Source organism: Allobosea psychrotolerans (genome assembly GCF_002917105.1).
Classification (GTDB): domain Bacteria; phylum Pseudomonadota; class Alphaproteobacteria; order Rhizobiales; family Beijerinckiaceae; genus Allobosea; species Allobosea psychrotolerans.
Genome location: NZ_PQFZ01000004.1, coordinates 55,751 through 72,048, shown reverse-complemented (window position 1 = coordinate 72,048; position 16,298 = coordinate 55,751). Strand labels below are relative to the sequence as shown.

Here is a 16,298-nt window from a genome sequence, read left to right as displayed (position 1 = left end):
CGGCGAACATGCACAAACAGACTGGGGTCGCCTTGTCCCAATCCACCTTCCTGAACCGGCAGGCCCTGTATCTGCGCCCCGACCCCGCCAGGGTCGTGGTGCGCCGGTTCGGACCCCAGGCGGAGCCCAAGGATCTCAACCATACCGATCGGATCCGGGCGAACCACATCGTCGAGCGGGTCCTGTCGCTCGATGCCGCGACGGCCGAGAGCCTGCTCGCCGAGGTGCTGGAGAATTTCAAGGGCCGGCATCGCAACCTGCTGGAACGGTTCGAGGCCCGCGCCGACGAGATGGAGGAGGCCTTCGCGACGCATCGCGCCTTCAGCCAGGTCCAGCGCCGGCTGGTCGGCTCCTATTTCCTGCATGAATATTCCTTCGAGGCGGCGGCGCTGTTCAATCCGAGCATCGTCTCGCATCCAGACCAGTCCGGCGCGCCCCCGGGCGGGCGCCGCTTCATCCTGAGCGTTCGCGCCGTCGGCGAGGGGCATATCTCATCCCTGACCTTCCGCGCGGGCTCGATCGCAGCCGACGGCAGCGTCAGCATCGACCCGACATCGCGCCTGGCTTCGATCGCGACCTTGCGGAACCGGATGGCGCGCCTCGACGGCGAGGATGTCGAGGTCACCTTCTCCACCGACGGCGACATCAGCGAGCGGGTGATCTTCCCCGTGACCGCAGCCCAGTCGAACGGCATCGAGGATGCGCGCTTCGTCGCCTTCGAGGAGGACGGCAAGATCGTGTTCCGCGCGACCTACACGGCCTATAACGGCCGCGGCATCCGCTCCGAACTGATCGAGACCAGCGACTTCCTGTCGTTCCGGATGTCGCCGCTAAGGGGCTCGGCGGCCGTCAACAAGGGCATGGCGCTGTTTCCGCGCAAGATCAATGGCCGCTACGCCATGATCGCACGGCAGGACAGCGAGAACCTCTACCTGATCTATTCCGACGATCTCCTCACCTGGGAGAGCGGCGGGGTCGCGCTGCTGAAACCGCAATTCCCCTGGGAATTCATCCAGATCGGCACCTGCGGCTCGCCGATCGAGCTCGATGAAGGCTGGCTGCTTTTGACCCATGGCGTCGGCCCGGTCCGGAAATATGCGATCGGCGCGGTCCTGCTCGACAAGGCGGACCCATCGAAAGTCCTGGCGCGCTCGCGCGAGCCCTTCGTCCGGCCCGAACCCTCCGAGCGCGAAGGCTATGTCCCCAACGTCGTCTATACCTGCGGTGCGATACGCCATAACGACCAGATCATCCTGCCCTATGCCGTCTCCGACACCTTCTGCAATTTCGCGACGGTCAGGATCGCCGCGCTCCTGCAAGCCATGGAACGCCATGATGCGGGAACGGGCCTGTGATGGCGACGAAACGCTTCCAGCAGGGCGGCTCGGACAATTCGCCCCTCCATCGAGAAGGGCATCGATTCGCATTGCTTTCGATATGATTCAGCTTGATCTCGGTAGCCAATTTCGACGTCAATTCGAATCCTGATAGCGTCGAAATTTGACTTACTGAGCTTATTCGACTAGGTTGCCTGTGCCGATATTTGTCTGGTTGGCTGTTTTTTCTCGCGCTTCGGCGCGTCTCTGGCGAACTCCCTTTCGAAATCGTGCCGAACCCGTTGCGCATCCGCGTGTCGGTCGACGAATATTATCAGAAGGAGAGTTCACCATGGCCACTGGCACAGTGAAATGGTTCAATTCCACCAAGGGCTTCGGCTTCATTCAGCCGGATGACGGCAGCCAGGACGTGTTCGTCCATATCTCTGCCGTCGAGCGCGCCGGAATGCGCGAGATCGTCGAAGGCCAGAAGCTTGGCTACGAGATGGTCAAGGACAATAAGTCCGGCAAGATGTCCGCCGAGCAGCTGCAAGCAGCCTAACCGCCATTCAACCTCGCCGGCGACCACGGATGTCCTGGCATCGCGACGAGGATGAAGAACAGGAAAAGGCCAGGCTCACGCCTGGCCTTTTTCATAGCAGCGGCGCTCACGCCCTGTTGCGCCGAATCTTGACCGATGGGATTCCACCGTGGACATCGACGTTACGCCAAAATCCGGTGCAGCAGCCTGGCTGCTGACTGACCTGCTCGGCCGGCCCATGGGGCATGTCGCGGAAGAACCTGCCGGCGAATTCAGGATTCATCCGGCTGGCCAGGCGCTGCTGACGATGAAGACGATGAAATGCGGCCCCTTCAAAACACTCGATGATGCCTTGGCCGAGATCGAGCTCTTTACCCGAGGCACCTGCAGGCGAGTGTTGGGCGGCGATCCGCCTGATGGCGAGGCCTAGGTTCATGTCCGATCCAGTTGGATCGTCCAATTGCTCCAGGTCATTGCTTTAACGCGTTTTCTTCAAGCGAGCCGGCATCCACTTCGCTCGAAAGCGCGCTAAGCAGGACGCCGCTTGACCGGAGTGCCTGCCGGCAGCTCGATGAGCTTTGCCTTGCGCGAGGCCTTTGCCTCCTCCGATACCGGCATTGTCGATAGCGCCTCGTCGATATGGCGGCCTGCGACGGCCCGCGCCTTCAATTGCTGGCGTTTGCGGGTGACATTGCCCGGCGCATCTGCCGGCTGCGACGGATCCATATCGTGGGCGATCGCCGGGTTGCCCGGCTCGGTTGCCTGATCAGCGGGAATTGAGCGGATAATCTTGGTCGCAATAGAATTGGTCATTTGGAGTGAACGATCGACGCGCTGGTTTGTTCCGGTTTTGGCGGAAGCCCTGCGCCCGCCGAATTGATGCGAGATCGGCGCCAGGAGCTGCTAAGCTCAGAAGCTGCCAGGATTTTCGAGCCGCCGCCGGACGTTCGCGGGCGACCCACGCCCTGCCAGCCTCTCGACCAGGGTCGCCGCCTCGCGCGAAGCCCGGGTTTTCAGAAAGCCTCAATCATGCTCATCGGCACGCCCACAGCCCTGTTCGCATGACCGCCCCATGGTGGCAGGCGGGCGTGATCTACCAGATCTATCCGCGCTCCTTTCAGGACACGGATGGCGACGGCATAGGCGATCTCAAGGGCATCGCGCGGCGGCTCGACTATCTCGCCGGCTTTGGCATCGACGCGATCTGGCTCTCGCCGATCTACCCCTCGCCGATGGCCGATTTCGGCTATGACGTCGCCGATTATTGCGGGGTCGATCCATGTTTCGGCACGCTCGCCGATTTCGACGACCTGCTGGACCAGGTCCATGCGCGCGGGCTCAAGCTCCTGCTCGATTTCGTGCCGAACCACAGCTCCGACCGGCACACCTGGTTCGTCGAGAGCCGCGCCTCGCGCCTCAACCCGAAACGGGACTGGTATCTCTGGCGCGATCCTGCGCCCGATGGCGGGCCGCCCAACAACTGGATCAGCGATTTCGGCGGCTCGGCCTGGGAATGGGACGAGGCCACCGGGCAATATTACTACCACGCCTTCCTGAAGCAGCAGCCGGACCTCAACTGGCGCAACCCGGCCGTGCGGGCGGCGATGCATGAGGTGATGCGCTTCTGGTTCGACCGCGGCGTCGACGGTTTGCGCATCGACGTGCTCTGGCACCTGATCAAGGCGGCGGATTTTCCCGACAACCCGCCCAATCCGGACTATCGCCCCGCCATGGGCGAGATGCACCGGGTGCTCCAGCTGTACTCGGCCGATCAGCCCGAGATCCATGCGATCGCCGCCGAGATGCGCGCCATCGCCGACGGTTATGGAGCGAGAGGGCCAGATCACGTCGCATTCGGGCGGAATCGCCCGAATGCGAAAAACGTGATCGATTCCTGGGGTTTAGAGCATTGCTCCAGCGAAAAACCGGTGCCCGCTTTTTCGCGCAATGCTCTGGGCGAGCGCCTGCTGATCGGCGAGATCTACCTGCCGGTCAGTCGTCTGATGGACTATTACGGCGGAGCCCAGGCAGGCGTGCAGCTGCCTTTCAACTTCCAGCTGATCGATGCGCCATGGCAGGCGCGCGCTCTTGCCGCCCTGATCGCCAATTATGAGGCTGCGCTGCCGCCGGGCGGCTGGCCGAACTGGGTACTCGGCAATCATGATCGTTCGCGCATCGCCAGCAAGCGCGGCGAAACCCAGGCCCGCATCGCTGCGATGCTGTTGCTGACGCTGCGCGGCACGCCCACGCTCTATTACGGTGACGAACTGGGCCTGAGCGATGTTCCAATCCCGCCCGCGCAGCTCCGGGACCCTCGCGAATTGCGCGAGCCCGGGCTCGGCCTGGGCCGCGATCCGGTCCGGACGCCGATGCCGTGGGACGCCGGCGCGCATGCCGGCTTCAGCACGGTCTCGCCCTGGCTGCCGCTCAATGCCGACTGGCCGATACGCAACGTCGCGGGGATGGCAGACGAGCCCGCCTCGATCCTGACGCTCTATCGCCAGTTGCTGGCGCTCAGGCGCGCATATCCGGCATTGGCGGTCGGTGATTTCGGTCTGCTGGACTCCGAGGGCGATGTGCTCGCCTATGAGCGCCGCTACGCGGCGCAACGCTTGATCGTGGCGCTCAATCTAGGGGGGAGCGAACAGCGCCTGACGCTGCCGCCTTGGGCCAGCGGGCACCGGCTGATCCTGTCGACGCGCGGCGAGGCGCCGCTTGTCGAAAGCCATGTGCTGCGGCTGCGGGCGGATGAGGGCGTGATCCTCGCGACCTGATCGCGATTTTCAGAGCGTTTTCGAGTGAAGGACGACGATGTGCGTATCGCCATGCTGGCGCCGATCTCCTGGCGCACCCCGCCGCGCCATTACGGTCCATGGGAATTGGTGACGAGCCTGTTGACCGAGGCGCTGGTGGCGCGCGGCCTCGACATCACCCTGTTTGCCACCAGGGACAGCTGGACGGCGGGCACGCTCGCCGGTGTCTGCCCGGCCCCCTATTCCGAGGACCCCGGCATCGATGCCAAGGTCTGGGAGATGCTCCATGTCGCCCATGTCTTCGAGCGCGCCGGCGAGTTCGACCTGATCCACAACCAGGCCGATTTCGTGCCCCTGGCCTTCTCGCGACTGGTCGAGACGCCCGTGGTGACGACGATCCACGGCTTCTCCTCCGAGCGCATCCTGCCGGCGTTCAAGGCCTATGAGGACCGTGTCCACTATGTCGCGATCAGCGCTGCCGACCGGCACCCGGATCTGCGCTATGCGGCGACGATCCATCACGGCATCAGGCTGGAGGACTTTCCGTTCGATCCGGTGGGCGGCGAGGACCTGCTCTTCTTTGGCCGCATCCACCCCGACAAGGGCGCAGCCGAAGCGATCGACGCGGCTCGCCAGGCAGGCAGGCGGCTCGTCATGGCCGGCATCGTCCAGGATCAGGGCTACCACGCCGACCATGTCATGCCAGCGCTCGATGGCCGCTCAGTGGATTATCTCGGCCCGATCGGCGGAGAGCTCCGCACGAAAACCCTGGGCTCGGCGCGGGCGCTGCTCCACCTCATCAATTTCGAGGAGCCCTTCGGGCTCTCGGTGGTGGAGGCGCTCGCCTGCGGCACGCCGGTCATCGCCTCCAGGCGCGGCTCGATGCCGGAACTGATCGAGCATGGCGTGACCGGCTTCCTGGTCGACAGCGTCGATGAAGCCGTCGAGGCGGTCGGCCGCATTGGTGAGATCGATCGCGCCGCCTGCCGGGCATCGGTCGCCGCGCGCTTCACGGTGGATCACATGGCGGATCGATACTGGGAGCTCTATCGATCGCTCCTGGCCTGACGGCCCGGCCTCGCGAATAAGGCCCATCCCCCCGGGCGCTGCCTTGTGGCCAGCGATCGGGACATCGGTCGTCAAAGCCTGACAACAATGCCCTTGCATGCTCACGGCGAACCTCCGGCATGTCGCGAGGCGCGGTTTCGGCCTCGCGACACAGGACTAAGCCGCTCGCGCCGCAGCCCCTGCCGCGCGAGCGGCTTAGTCCCCTGGCGCATGCCGTGCACCAGTCAGAACCAGGCGCTTCGGCCTTATGCTCCGCAGGCCCACTTCTATGGGATGATGACCGTCAAGTAAGGGCTGGCCGGCTTGTCATGTGGAGCGGCGATCGCTGGCACCTTGTTCGAAACCGGCTTCAGCGACTTCAGATAGCTTGCCAGCGAGTCTGCGTCCTGCGGGTTCAGCCTGCCGTAGGAATGCCAGGGCATGACCGGTGCCAGAACCCGGCCGTCCGGGCGCTCGCCTTTGGTCACCGCCTTGATGATGTCGGCCTTCGACCATTTGCCCAGCCCTGTCTCCGGATCGGGCGTCAGGTTCGGTGGGTAGAAGATACCGACATTGGGGATCTGGAAGCCGACATCTCCCCCGGCGACGAAGCGGGAATGGTCGGGCTTGCCGAGCATCTGGCCGGGCGTGTGGCAGCCGCCGCAATCCATGATCGTGACGAGGTATTCGCCTCGTTTCGTATCGGCATGCCCCGTGGCCGAGAGGCTCGCCAGGGCAATGGCAGCGGCAAAGGCAAGTCGATACATCTCGCTTCTCCCTGAAAGGCGGCAAATCTACGTTCTCTGACGATGAAACGGTTCGGGTGTCGGACGGTCAGGCCGCCCGCTCGAGCGTTTCGGCTCGATGCCCGGCGGCGAAGGCCTCGATTTCGGTGAGCAGGCGATCGACGCTGGAGTCCTCGGCAGCGAGCAAGCCGGCCATTCGCCTGGCCTGCTCCGCGAAGCTGGCATCGGCCAGGACATCCTGAACCGCGCGTGCGATTTCGGATGGGCTCGCTGTCGGGTCCAGACGAATGCCGACCCGATGATATTCCACGCGGGCGGCGTTATCGTTCTGGTCGCGCCCCATTGGCATCACGACCAGGGGAACGCCGTGACGCAGCGCGCGCAGGACCGTGCCGTGTCCACCATGGGTCACGACGACCTGTACCGATGGCAGGATCGCTTCATGCGACGCGCTGCCGAAGATGCCGACATTGTCCGGTGCTTCGATTGCGAGCTGCTCCAGCGCCTTGCCGAGCGTCACGACGGCACTGACCGGGAGTTGGCCGAACGCGGCAACGATACGGCGCAAGACTTCGTCCTGCCCCTGATGCGTGGTGCTGAAGGAAACCAGCGCTCTCGGGCGCGTGCCGTCGCCGATTGCCCGGTGCCCGGAAGCGGCCACCCAGCTCGGCTCCTCGAGGAGAGGGCCGACATAGCGGACATGGTCCGGCATCTGCACGACTGGAAAGTCGAAGCTGCGGCTGGTCGCGAGCAGGCAGCGCCCGGCGCTGGCAGTCTGATCGAGGACGCGCGCCAGCGGGGCGAGGCCGAAATGGGCGCGGGCGGCGTTGAGGGTGGGCAACGCCTGGTTCCACAGCGCCTCGCCGGCGGCCGCTACTTCCGCATCGCGTGCGCGTTCGGCCGCGTTTCCGGCGGGTTGGAAGCCTGGCCCGAAGGGTGGGTGGCCGGGCAGTGGTGACAAGGAGATGTTTGCCGCCAGCAGCACGAGGGGAACTCGGGAAACCTCCGCGGCGAGCATGCCGCCGAAGAGTAAATCCGAGCCGATCATCAGATCGGCCGGCTTGAGCGCCAGCGCATCCAGAATATCGAGCGCATAATCCTGAGCCGGGCCGACGAAAATCCGATCGGTCCATTGCCGAAACGCAGCGATCGGATCCGCGATATCCCGATCGCGCACGAAACAGCTCGCAGGGCTGCGATCCGGCCGGTTGGGAGCGCGGGTCCAGGGCTGGAAGCGCGCTCCGGCCGCGATTGCCTCGGCCTTCATGGAATCGTCGGCGATCAGGCGAACATCATGGCCGCGGGCCACAAGGCCTCGCAAGGCGGCGATGAACGGCGGCACATTGCCGCCGCCTTCCCATCCCGTCACCAGTATGCGCAGACGCGCTTGAGGGTTCGACAACTGTGCCATGTGGGAGTTCCTGCACTTGAACCGGAAATCTAGCGAACGGCGTCCTCGCGGAGCAGCCGTTCCACCGCCTCGATCATCAGCCTGCTGGCCTCGCTGGCTGAGTGGTTTTGATTGCGACGCAACAGGTGCCACACCCACACATCCGTCAGCGCCAGCAGTTGCGCGAGGCGGTCCGCTCTCGATGGAGGAGGTAGCTTGTCCAGCCAGAGCGCGAACATCTCCTCGATCCACGCGCGGTGACCGCTGCGGCCGCGCGCGAGGATCGCGCCGAACTCGGGAATGCGCGCCTCTTGGCTGAGCGTGCGGACGACGATGTCGCCAGCCTGTTCGTAGTCCTGCATCAGGACGGTGATGATCGCCGCGACGGTTTTTCCGGGGTTGCGCCAGCGCCGGGTCCGGATTTCCGCGTCGAGCCCATCGGCCATCGCGCTCAGCACGCCGGCCTTGTCGCCGAACCGTCTGATCACGGTCTGTCTGGTCGTGTTGGCCGCCCTGGCGATGTCGTCGAGCGTGATGTCTTCAAACCAGCGCTCGCCCAAGAGGTGCCTGAGGGCGGCCAGAATCTGTTGCTCGGTGTCCTGCACGGCATGAGCGCGCGCAACCTGATGATAAGCACGGGGCGACATTGTTGAATTCCATTTTCAAGTTACTCAATGTAACATGAAATTTGCGCACGTCAATGTGCCAACGGATCGGCCGATAATGCTTCCTGGAGGCTATGTGAGGCGAGGATTGCTCGGACTCTCGGCTGCTCAGTCAGGTTTCTCGACCAGATCTGCCGAGATGCGCGCCCTGTGTCCAAACGCTTGCCGAGCGGGTCCGGCATCGCCAGTCAGATGGCGGCGGCCAGCCGTGCTTGCTCCCGTCGCCGTTTGAACAAAGTCAGGCCGATGATCGTGGCGCAAGCGAGAGCATTGGCTCCGAAGACCGCTGCCATCGTCCAATCATAAGCAGCCAGGAGCGCGTATATGACCGTGGTCAGGTGCGAGATCGCGAAGATGCTCCAGGTCGCGCAGGAAATGGCGCGCGCGCCGTCGGGGTCCTGAATGATGCGCAGGATCTGCGGCAGGTAGGCGAGAGCCCGGACGGCGTTGCACAGCGTAAACGCGGCTGTCGCGAGTTCAGCGGCTGTCATGGCAAGCCCCTTGTGACGAAAGAGAAGGCTCAGCGGCGGCCAGCCGCGGCAGCCAGGCTCGTGCCGAGGTCGGTGTAGAGTGCGATCGCTTCGGCATCCCGCCCGTCGCGGCATGTAACCCGTGCGCTGAGGAGCTTCATCGCGGCATCGGCCACGAGCTGGGGCGGAAGGCTTTGATCCTCGCCATGCTTTTCGATCAGGCCGAAGGCGAGCAGATCATGCGCGGCGCAGGCCTTAGCCGCCGCGCTGCCGGCAAGAGCCGCGGAGAAACCAGGCAGACTCTGCATCAGCACCACGAAAACCACGCCAAGAAACCGTCGGCCGGACATGACACACCTCCTGAACCTGTCTCCCGGATAGCCGCTCAGCCGCCGGATTTGACGGGCGCGGACGTCTTGTCCGGATTGGAAGCCGGCGATGGAATGGCTCCGGCTCCCTTCCCATGGGACTGATTGACCACATCGCCTGTCACGTCGTTCAGGCAGACCGTCTGGAAGATCGAATATCCCTTGGGGCAGACGTCCTGGACGCCCTGCGCGAAAGAGAGGCTGGGCACCGATAGGAGGCCGAGCAGGCATGCCGCGATGCCGCAGGCTTGTCCGGAGCGGCGGGGGATGCTGCGCGCGTTCGATGAGGAGACCATGGTCGCTTTCCTTCTTGTCGGTTGCGGGCGTTGGCGTTGAAAGGGCCGGCCGCTTGCGCGCCGCGCGGCGGCTTCGGTCGGCCGTGGAGGGAATCCAGATCAATTGAGCGCCGCTGCGACCTTGGCGATCCCAGCCTTGGCGCAGGTTTCGTCCTTGTCGCCACCAGGGGCGCCGGAAACCCCGACGGCGCCGATCGTCTCGGTGCCGGCCTTGATCGGCACGCCGCCGCCGATGGCAATGACGCCCGGAATCTGGCGCAGCGCGGCAGCGTCGCCGGCGGCCGTCGCTGCGGCGAACTCCAGCGAGGTCTGGTTGCGGGTTCGCGCCGTGTAGGCCTTCATGCGGGCGAACTCGACGGTATGCGGCGCGGTGCCGTCGCCGCGCAGAGCCGCCGCGAGCTGACCGGCCTTGTCGACGACGACCACGCTGACGCGGAACGAGGTCTTGGCGCATTCCTCGACGGCGCCAGCGATGATGGCCTGCGCCATGGCCGTGGAGATGTTCTTTTCCATCTGGGGCGCTTGCGCATGGGCCAGCGCCGGCAGGCAAAGCGCGGTGAACACGATCAACGATGTCATCTTCATGAGACAGGCTCCGGCCGGCATCGTTTCCGCGCTCGGCATTGCGGTTTCAGGGAAGGTTCGGCGCCTCGACATCAGTCGAGGCCCCATTTCGTCTTGATCGCGGCGACGGTGCCGGCCGCCTCCAGCTTGGACAACGATCTGTCGATCTTCATCAGCAGATCGGCGTCGCCCTTGCGCACCGCGAAGGCGAGATGGCCGACGAGAATGGGCTGGTAGCTCGCCACCGTGCGCAGGCCGGTATCGCCGCTCATCCGCAGCAGGAAATTCGCCTGCAGCCCGTTGTCGACGAGGCCCTCGACGCTGCCGGCCTGAAGCTTGGCAATCGATTCCGGCGGCGTCGCCGAAAGCGAGATCTCGGCGCCGGCATCTTCGAGCGGTTTCACATAGGAGCTGCCGCGCGACGTCGCGATCTTCATCCCCTTGAGATCGGCGACCGATTTGAAGGCAGCGTTGTTCGATGCCTTCACGATCAGGACGTCGCGGTAGCTGCCATAAGGATGGGTGAAGTCGACGACCTTCTGGCGCTCGGGCGTAATGCCGAAGGAGCCCGCGATGGCGTCGATCCGCCGCTCGATCAGCGCCTGCTGCAATTCACCGAAGGGCATCGCCTGGAACTGCAGGCTGAGGCCGGCATCGGCGCTGACTGCCTGCATGATCTCGACGGCGAAGCCTTCGGGCGCCTTCGTCTCCGGATTCAGGCCGGATGCGGGCTGACCGGCCGGCGTGATGCCGACCTTGAACAGCGTCTGGGCCTGGGCGGTCGGCGTTGCGGCCCAAAGGCCCACGACGAGAGCCCCTGCGATCCCGGTCTTCATGATGTCATCCTCGCTTGCTGGAGCAGATGCTCCGATCGCCAGGACGATAAGCGCCGCCATCAGGCCGCAACATTATCCGCAGGTGCCGCCGGCGGACGCGTCATGGGCGGGCGGATCGACTACCAAGTCATTGTCATTGAAGAAGGAAAAACAAAGGCGGCGCACCACCGCCGGTGCCGGCACCTCGGTATCAGCCGCTAGGCATCAGGCTTCCGCTACGGCATTCTTGTCGTCCTTGCGGGAGGCCGACATGCGCAACCGACGCGAACTCTTGATCATGACAGCTTGTGCCGCCGCGTCCCGGGGCATCGCGGCGACGCCGGGCCGGGTCAGGCGCATCGGCTGGCTGACGGCCCAGCCGGCGGCAAGCCTCGTGCCCTATCTCGACGCATTGCGGGAGGGCCTCGTGGAGCAGAAGCTCGTTCCCGGAGAAGGCATCGAAATTCTCTATCGCTATGGCGACGACAGGATGGATCGCGTTCCGGCACTGGCACGGGAACTTGTCGAGAGCGGCATCGAGCTCCTCATGGTGCAGGGCGCAGCGATCCCGGACGTGCTCAAGTTGGGGCTGCCCGTCCCTATCATTTTCGTCACGAGCGCCGATCCGATCTCCGCCGGCTTCGCGAAAAGCCTCTCCCAACCTTCTCGCGATTGCACCGGCGTCACCTTCATGGCCTTCGAGCTGCTTGGGAAGCGGCTGGAACTGCTGAAGGAGATCATCCCGGGTTTGGGCCGCGTCGCCGTGCTCGGCAACCCGCATCATGCAGGCTCAGATATCGAGCGCGCCTCCTCCGAGGAGGCCGGGCATCGTCTCGGGATCGCCATCGATTTCATCGCCACGCCGAACAGCGGTGCGGTGCTGGCGGCTCGTGCCGATCTCGCCGGTCTTCGGCCGGACGCGATCTCGCTATTGCCCGATGGCTTCGCCATCGCGCATCGCAAGGCGATCATGGCGGTCGCGAACGAGGAGCGCATTCCCGTCATCTCCGGCTGGCCGGTCTTCGCCCAGGCCGGCGCGCTCTGCACCTACGGGCCGCGGCTCTCCTTGATCTATCGTCGCATCGCGTTTTTCGTGGCGCGGATTCTCGCCGGCGCCAGGCCGGGTGACCTGCCTGTCGAGCGCCCGACGCAGTTCGAGCTCATCCTGAACCAGGCGGCAGCGCGCTCCTTCAACCTCACCTTCTCGCGCGCGATCCTCGCCCGCGCGGACGAGGTGATCGAGTGAAACCAGTTGATCGGCGCAGCTTCGTGCATCCCGGACATTTCATCCGGAGGCTGGGGCATCGGCTGTCGATCAAGGTCGCCGCAGCGATCGTGGGCGTCGCCGCGCTCGTGCTGGTCTGCGCCGGCGGCATGAGCTTGTGGCTCGTCCTCGGCGCCCAGATGAGGACGGTGACGGCGCTGCATCAGTTGCAGGCCGCGACGGCGGCTGAACGCATCCTGCGCTTCGTCGACGAGCTCGAATCGCATCTGCGCTGGCTGATCGCGCCGTCCTGGTCGAGCACCAATGAGGACGACCGCCGGATCGACGCGCTCAGGACCTTGCGGGCACTGGCGCCGGTCAGCACGCTGCGCCTGCTCGATCCGCAAGGCCAAGAGCAACTGCGCGTGTCCCGCTTGGGGCCGGATGTCGCGGCCTCAGGCGCGGATTTCGGCCGGACGGATGCCTATCGAGCCGCACGGCGGCAGGGGCGCCATGTCGGCCCGGTCTATTTCCAGGACGGCTCGGAGCCCTACGTCACTATCCATCTCGGCGGCGCCTCGGCCAGGCAGGGCAGCGTGGTGGCGGACGTCAATCTCAAGCTGATCTGGGACATCGTCGCGGCAAGCCACATCGGCGAGGCCGGCCGCATGCTGCTGGTGGACGATGCGGGGCGCCTGATCTCGCATCCCGATATCAGCCTGGTCCTGCGGCGCGCCGACGTCTCGGCCCTGCCGCAGGTTCAGGCCGCGCTGGCATCGTCGCCATCCGGTGATGGGACCTCCCTCGTCGCCGGCCGCGATCTCGAGGGGCAGAAGATTCTGTCGGCGCATGCCCGCTTGCCGTCGCTCGGCTGGAGCGTCGTCACCGAATTGCCACGGGCCGAGGTGCTGGCGCCGGTCTATGCCTCCATCCGCCTGTCGATCGTCGCCTTGCTCGGCGGGCTCACGGCGGCGATCGTCTGCGGCGTCCTGATCGCGCGACATATGATCCGGCCGATCGAGACGCTGACGGCCGGCGCGGCCAGGATCGGCGCCGGAGCGCTCGACCATCGGATCACGATTGCCGGCTCCGACGAGTTCGCGGAACTCGGCGAGCGGTTCAACGAGATGGCCGGCAGCCTCCAGGCCGAGCGGGCGACGCTTGAAAACAAGGTCGCGCAACGGACGCAGGAATTGGCACGCGCCAATCAGGCGAAGTCGCGTTTCCTCGCCAGCGCCAGCCACGATCTGCGCCAGCCGCTCCATGCGTTGAGCCTTTTCGTCGATGAGTTGCACGCGAACCCGACCAGGGAACGGCGCGCGCGCCTCAACGACAAGCTCGCCGAGGCCGTCGACAGCCTCAACGGCATGTTCGACGCGATCCTCGATACCTCGAAGATCGAAGCCGACGCGATCAAGCCCGCCTTGTCGCGCTTTCCTGTCGCCCCGCTCTGCGATGCCCTGCGCGTGCTCTTCGCACCGGCCGCCTCGGCAAAGGGCCTGGAGCTGGAGATCGGCAGCAGCGGCCTCTGGATCGAAAGCGACGCCTTGCTCCTGCAGCGCATCCTGCAGAACCTGATGGCGAACGCGATCCGCTATACGGATAAGGGCCGTGTCGCACTTTCCTGCAGCGACCACGACGGTCAGTTGACGATTGCGGTCACGGATAACGGCCCGGGCATCCCCACGGAGATGCAATCCGACATCTTCGGAGAGTTCTTCCGGGCGCCGACTCCCGGCCAAAGCGGTGAGCGCGGGCTAGGGCTGGGGCTCTTCATCGTCGCAAGCTTCGCGCGCTTGCTGAACCATACGATCGGCCTGGATTCGGCGCCGGGCCGTGGCTCCACCTTCGCGATACGGGTTCCGATCGTTTCGCCGGTCGCCGAGCCGCTGCCGGCGGGCGGTCTCCAACGCCATGCCTCCTTCGGCCAGGGGCGCCATGCGGCGGTGCTGGGCGATGATCCGGCCGCACGTGACGCAGCCACCGGCTTGCTTCGGTCGTGGGGTTTTGACGTCCGGGAGGCGGCATCGCCGGCCGAACTGGAGAGCGCCCCTGTCGATCTCCTCATCGCTGATGCCGACGGCATAGCCGCCGGCGGCGTGATCGCGACGATTACCGCGATACGGGTCCTGCGGCCCGCTCTACGGATCGTCCTGCTTACGGGACAGACGGGTGCCATCCAGCCTAGGGAGGCCTGTGCCGACATCGACATGCTGCGCAAACCCGTGCTGCCGATCGCCCTGCGCGCCGCCGTCACGAAAGCGATGGCCGGGCCTGCCGGGCCATGAAGGGAGACGGCGCGCTCAGGCGATATCCGGCAATTGCCAGCCATAGCGGGCGATCGTGAGCGCGGCCTCAGTGCGGTTGCTGACCTGGAGCGCCCGCATCAGCGCCGTGACATGATGTTTTACCGTAACTTCGGCGATCGAGAGCGTGCGGGCGATCGCCTTGTTGCTGCGGCCGCGCATCAAGAGCGCCAGCACATCGAGCTGTCTTTCCGTGAGGCCGAGCTCGGCCGGCGTCGGCGGACGCTCCGGCGCGGCCGCGAGGGCCTCCTTCGGCCGGGACGGCCAGGCTTCCGGCGGAATATAGATGCCGCCGGCCATGACGAGACCGAGCGCGCCGACCATGACCGAGCGGGCCGCCGATTTCGGGATGAACCCGACGGCACCAGCATCGAGCGCCGCGGCCATCACATCGGATTCCGTGCTGCTCGACAGGACGACCACCGCGGTCCCCGGGTGACGCGCGCGGATCGTCTTCAGGAGATGAAGGCCGTCACCGTCCGGCAGGCCGAGATCGAGGATGACGAGCTGCTTCTCGGGATCGCCTTCGGCAAGCTCCATGGCCTTGCGGGCAGAATCTGCCTCGTCAATGACCGCGTCCGCCACGATCTCGGCCAGGATGGCACGAAGCGCGTCGCGAATGAGGGCGTGGTCATCGACAAGAAGGATATGCATGACGGGGTTCAAATTGCCCCAGCCATGCCGTTGCGACAATCGCCCTTCGTTCAGCTTCAGCTTTTTGACACGTCACGTCCGGCTGGCTGGGAATCCCGAGCTCGGCGACGGAAGCGCTGCTCACGGAATGTCCGCTCAAACGGCTGCGTTAGGAATGCCTTTGTGAGCTGCGCGATAATCGGCAGCGTCATATCCTTATCATTTGATATTGTCGGGCGGACGGGACAATCGAGCGGCGCCGGCACTCGATGGAGAAAAACATTCTTCTTCACAGAGGTAAGGCGCCCCCAAAGGCGGTCCATTTTGTCTGTGGAGAGACAAAATTTCTGCGCTCAACCTCGAAGTGTTGCGGCAGACTTTTCAACACAATCGGCGCGAATCGGAACCGCATCACTTGAGCGGCGCGGCAGGTGATGGGCTCTCGCGACATCCGAGAGCTCCGTAAGCACGAACATCTGTTGGGGCGGCGGCTGGGGCGCGCAGCATCCGCCCTCACAATTTACTAATTAAATCAGTCGTTTGGCACAACAAAACTGGCGGACAGGGCGGGATTCGAACCCGCGATACGGTTTCCCGTATACACACTTTCCAGGCGTGCGCCTTCAACCACTCGGCCACCTGTCCGGCGCGCTGCTTATGACCGCCGAGCCGGCTTCTTTCAAGGGCTGATCGCAAGGCTTTTCACAGTTCGCGCGAATGAGGCGCTCGCGCCCGTTGCAAAGACCTGTCGGAATGGGCACATCCGAGGCTGGGGCTGGCCCCGACCCCGGCATGCGGGCTCGGTTGCGCGCGAGGGAGCGATGGTGCGGTTTCTGCTGCGGCTGCTGGGCTATGTCCTGATCCCGGCCGGCTTTGTCTCTCTCGTCATCGACGGCGCGCGCTCGATCGCCAATTCGGCGCTACAGTTCACCCCACTCAGCGCCACGCTCTCGGCCCTGCTCGGCGAGCGCTACCAAGCGCTGCAGCCAGCGATCGAGCGCAATCTCCACCCGCTGCTCTGGGACCCTGTCCTGCTCAACCTCATGCGTTCGCCGACCGCGCTGGCCGCACTCCTGCTGGGCTTCCTGCTGCTCAGGCTCGGCGCGCGGCCGGAACCGACGATCGGCATCGTCACACGACGGTGAAGCGCCACGCGCGGATCCATGCCTGTCGAAATCGCGCCC

The 16,298-nt window shown here is 65.1% G+C and carries 18 protein-coding genes and 1 tRNA gene; 7 read left to right on the top strand and 12 right to left on the bottom strand.

From position 1 onward, the window contains the following. Positions 1 to 8 precede the first annotated feature (8 nt). Together CYD53_RS08430 and CYD53_RS08425 are read left to right on the top strand one after the other, a co-directional pair. Positions 9 to 1,355, top strand: coding sequence for a glycoside hydrolase family 130 protein (locus CYD53_RS08430; protein ID WP_245928146.1), 1,347 nt, complete (start codon positions 9 to 11; stop codon positions 1,353 to 1,355). Positions 1,356 to 1,668: 313 nt separating this feature from the next. Further along, the gene (locus tag CYD53_RS08425) at positions 1,669 to 1,878 is read left to right on the top strand and encodes a cold-shock protein (RefSeq protein ID WP_069689777.1); all 210 of its coding nucleotides are present in this window, start codon (positions 1,669 to 1,671) and stop codon (positions 1,876 to 1,878) included. 106 nt (positions 1,879 to 1,984) lie between these two features. Here the strand turns inward: CYD53_RS08425 and CYD53_RS30505 are convergent, their stop codons facing one another. Next, positions 1,985 to 2,293 (bottom strand): hypothetical protein, encoded by a 309-nt coding sequence (locus CYD53_RS30505; RefSeq protein ID WP_210202307.1) that lies wholly within the window; start codon positions 2,291 to 2,293, stop codon positions 1,985 to 1,987. Between the two features lie 92 nt (positions 2,294 to 2,385). Then, complete coding sequence (locus CYD53_RS08415; RefSeq protein ID WP_103717631.1) at positions 2,386 to 2,670, bottom strand: hypothetical protein; 285 nt, start codon at positions 2,668 to 2,670, stop codon at positions 2,386 to 2,388. Positions 2,671 to 2,918: 248 nt separating this feature from the next. Here CYD53_RS08415 and CYD53_RS30500 point away from each other — a divergent pair, with 248 nt between their 5' ends. Together CYD53_RS30500 and CYD53_RS08405 are read left to right on the top strand one after the other, a co-directional pair. Continuing rightward, positions 2,919 to 4,631, top strand: coding sequence for an alpha-amylase family glycosyl hydrolase (locus CYD53_RS30500; protein WP_210202306.1), 1,713 nt, complete (start codon positions 2,919 to 2,921; stop codon positions 4,629 to 4,631). 24 nt (positions 4,632 to 4,655) lie between these two features. Beyond that, the gene (locus CYD53_RS08405; protein ID WP_210202305.1) at positions 4,656 to 5,678 is read left to right on the top strand and encodes a glycosyltransferase family 4 protein; all 1,023 of its coding nucleotides are present in this window, start codon (positions 4,656 to 4,658) and stop codon (positions 5,676 to 5,678) included. 266 nt (positions 5,679 to 5,944) lie between these two features. Here CYD53_RS08405 and CYD53_RS08400 read toward each other — a convergent pair whose 3' ends face one another. The 8 genes from CYD53_RS08400 to CYD53_RS08365 all read right to left on the bottom strand — a co-directional run bounded on the left by CYD53_RS08400 (position 5,945) and on the right by CYD53_RS08365 (position 10,992). Then, positions 5,945 to 6,424, bottom strand: a complete 480-nt coding sequence (locus tag CYD53_RS08400) for a c-type cytochrome (RefSeq protein WP_103717630.1) — start codon at positions 6,422 to 6,424, stop codon at positions 5,945 to 5,947. Between the two features lie 67 nt (positions 6,425 to 6,491). Continuing rightward, positions 6,492 to 7,946, bottom strand: a complete 1,455-nt coding sequence (locus CYD53_RS08395; protein WP_245928145.1) for a glycosyltransferase — start codon at positions 7,944 to 7,946, stop codon at positions 6,492 to 6,494. Further along, positions 7,844 to 8,440, bottom strand: coding sequence for a TetR/AcrR family transcriptional regulator (locus CYD53_RS08390; protein ID WP_103717628.1), 597 nt, complete (start codon positions 8,438 to 8,440; stop codon positions 7,844 to 7,846). The genes CYD53_RS08395 and CYD53_RS08390 overlap by 103 nt, the downstream gene beginning before the upstream one ends. A gap of 206 nt (positions 8,441 to 8,646) precedes the next feature. After that, positions 8,647 to 8,949 carry a hypothetical protein gene (locus CYD53_RS08385; protein ID WP_103717627.1) on the bottom strand — a complete coding sequence of 101 codons (303 nt, stop codon included), beginning with the start codon at positions 8,947 to 8,949 and terminating at the stop codon, positions 8,647 to 8,649. Positions 8,950 to 8,978: 29 nt separating this feature from the next. After that, positions 8,979 to 9,278: a hypothetical protein gene (locus CYD53_RS08380; RefSeq protein WP_103717626.1), complete on the bottom strand. Its 300-nt coding sequence runs from the start codon at positions 9,276 to 9,278 to the stop codon at positions 8,979 to 8,981. A 35-nt stretch (positions 9,279 to 9,313) separates the two neighbouring features. Next, positions 9,314 to 9,592 carry a hypothetical protein gene (locus CYD53_RS08375; RefSeq protein WP_103717625.1) on the bottom strand — a complete coding sequence of 93 codons (279 nt, stop codon included), beginning with the start codon at positions 9,590 to 9,592 and terminating at the stop codon, positions 9,314 to 9,316. A 99-nt stretch (positions 9,593 to 9,691) separates the two neighbouring features. Then, complete coding sequence (locus CYD53_RS08370) at positions 9,692 to 10,177, bottom strand: GlcG/HbpS family heme-binding protein (RefSeq protein WP_103717932.1); 486 nt, start codon at positions 10,175 to 10,177, stop codon at positions 9,692 to 9,694. A gap of 71 nt (positions 10,178 to 10,248) precedes the next feature. Continuing rightward, the gene (locus tag CYD53_RS08365; RefSeq protein ID WP_103717624.1) at positions 10,249 to 10,992 is read right to left on the bottom strand and encodes a substrate-binding periplasmic protein; all 744 of its coding nucleotides are present in this window, start codon (positions 10,990 to 10,992) and stop codon (positions 10,249 to 10,251) included. Positions 10,993 to 11,242: 250 nt separating this feature from the next. Here CYD53_RS08365 and CYD53_RS08360 point away from each other — a divergent pair, with 250 nt between their 5' ends. Continuing rightward, positions 11,243 to 12,217, top strand: a complete 975-nt coding sequence (locus CYD53_RS08360) for an ABC transporter substrate-binding protein (RefSeq protein ID WP_181011765.1) — start codon at positions 11,243 to 11,245, stop codon at positions 12,215 to 12,217. Next, complete coding sequence (locus tag CYD53_RS08355; protein WP_146055856.1) at positions 12,214 to 14,463, top strand: ATP-binding protein; 2,250 nt, start codon at positions 12,214 to 12,216, stop codon at positions 14,461 to 14,463. The genes CYD53_RS08360 and CYD53_RS08355 overlap by 4 nt, the downstream gene beginning before the upstream one ends. Positions 14,464 to 14,478: 15 nt before the next feature. On the opposite strand, the gene CYD53_RS08350 is transcribed toward CYD53_RS08355, so the two are convergent. Both CYD53_RS08350 and CYD53_RS08345 read right to left on the bottom strand, forming a co-directional pair. Further along, positions 14,479 to 15,135, bottom strand: coding sequence for a response regulator (locus CYD53_RS08350; protein ID WP_103717931.1), 657 nt, complete (start codon positions 15,133 to 15,135; stop codon positions 14,479 to 14,481). Positions 15,136 to 15,669: 534 nt separating this feature from the next. Beyond that, positions 15,670 to 15,759, bottom strand: a tRNA-Ser gene (locus CYD53_RS08345). A gap of 176 nt (positions 15,760 to 15,935) precedes the next feature. Here CYD53_RS08345 and CYD53_RS08340 point away from each other — a divergent pair. Then, positions 15,936 to 16,259: a hypothetical protein gene (locus tag CYD53_RS08340; protein ID WP_103717621.1), complete on the top strand. Its 324-nt coding sequence runs from the start codon at positions 15,936 to 15,938 to the stop codon at positions 16,257 to 16,259. Positions 16,260 to 16,298 lie beyond the last annotated feature (39 nt).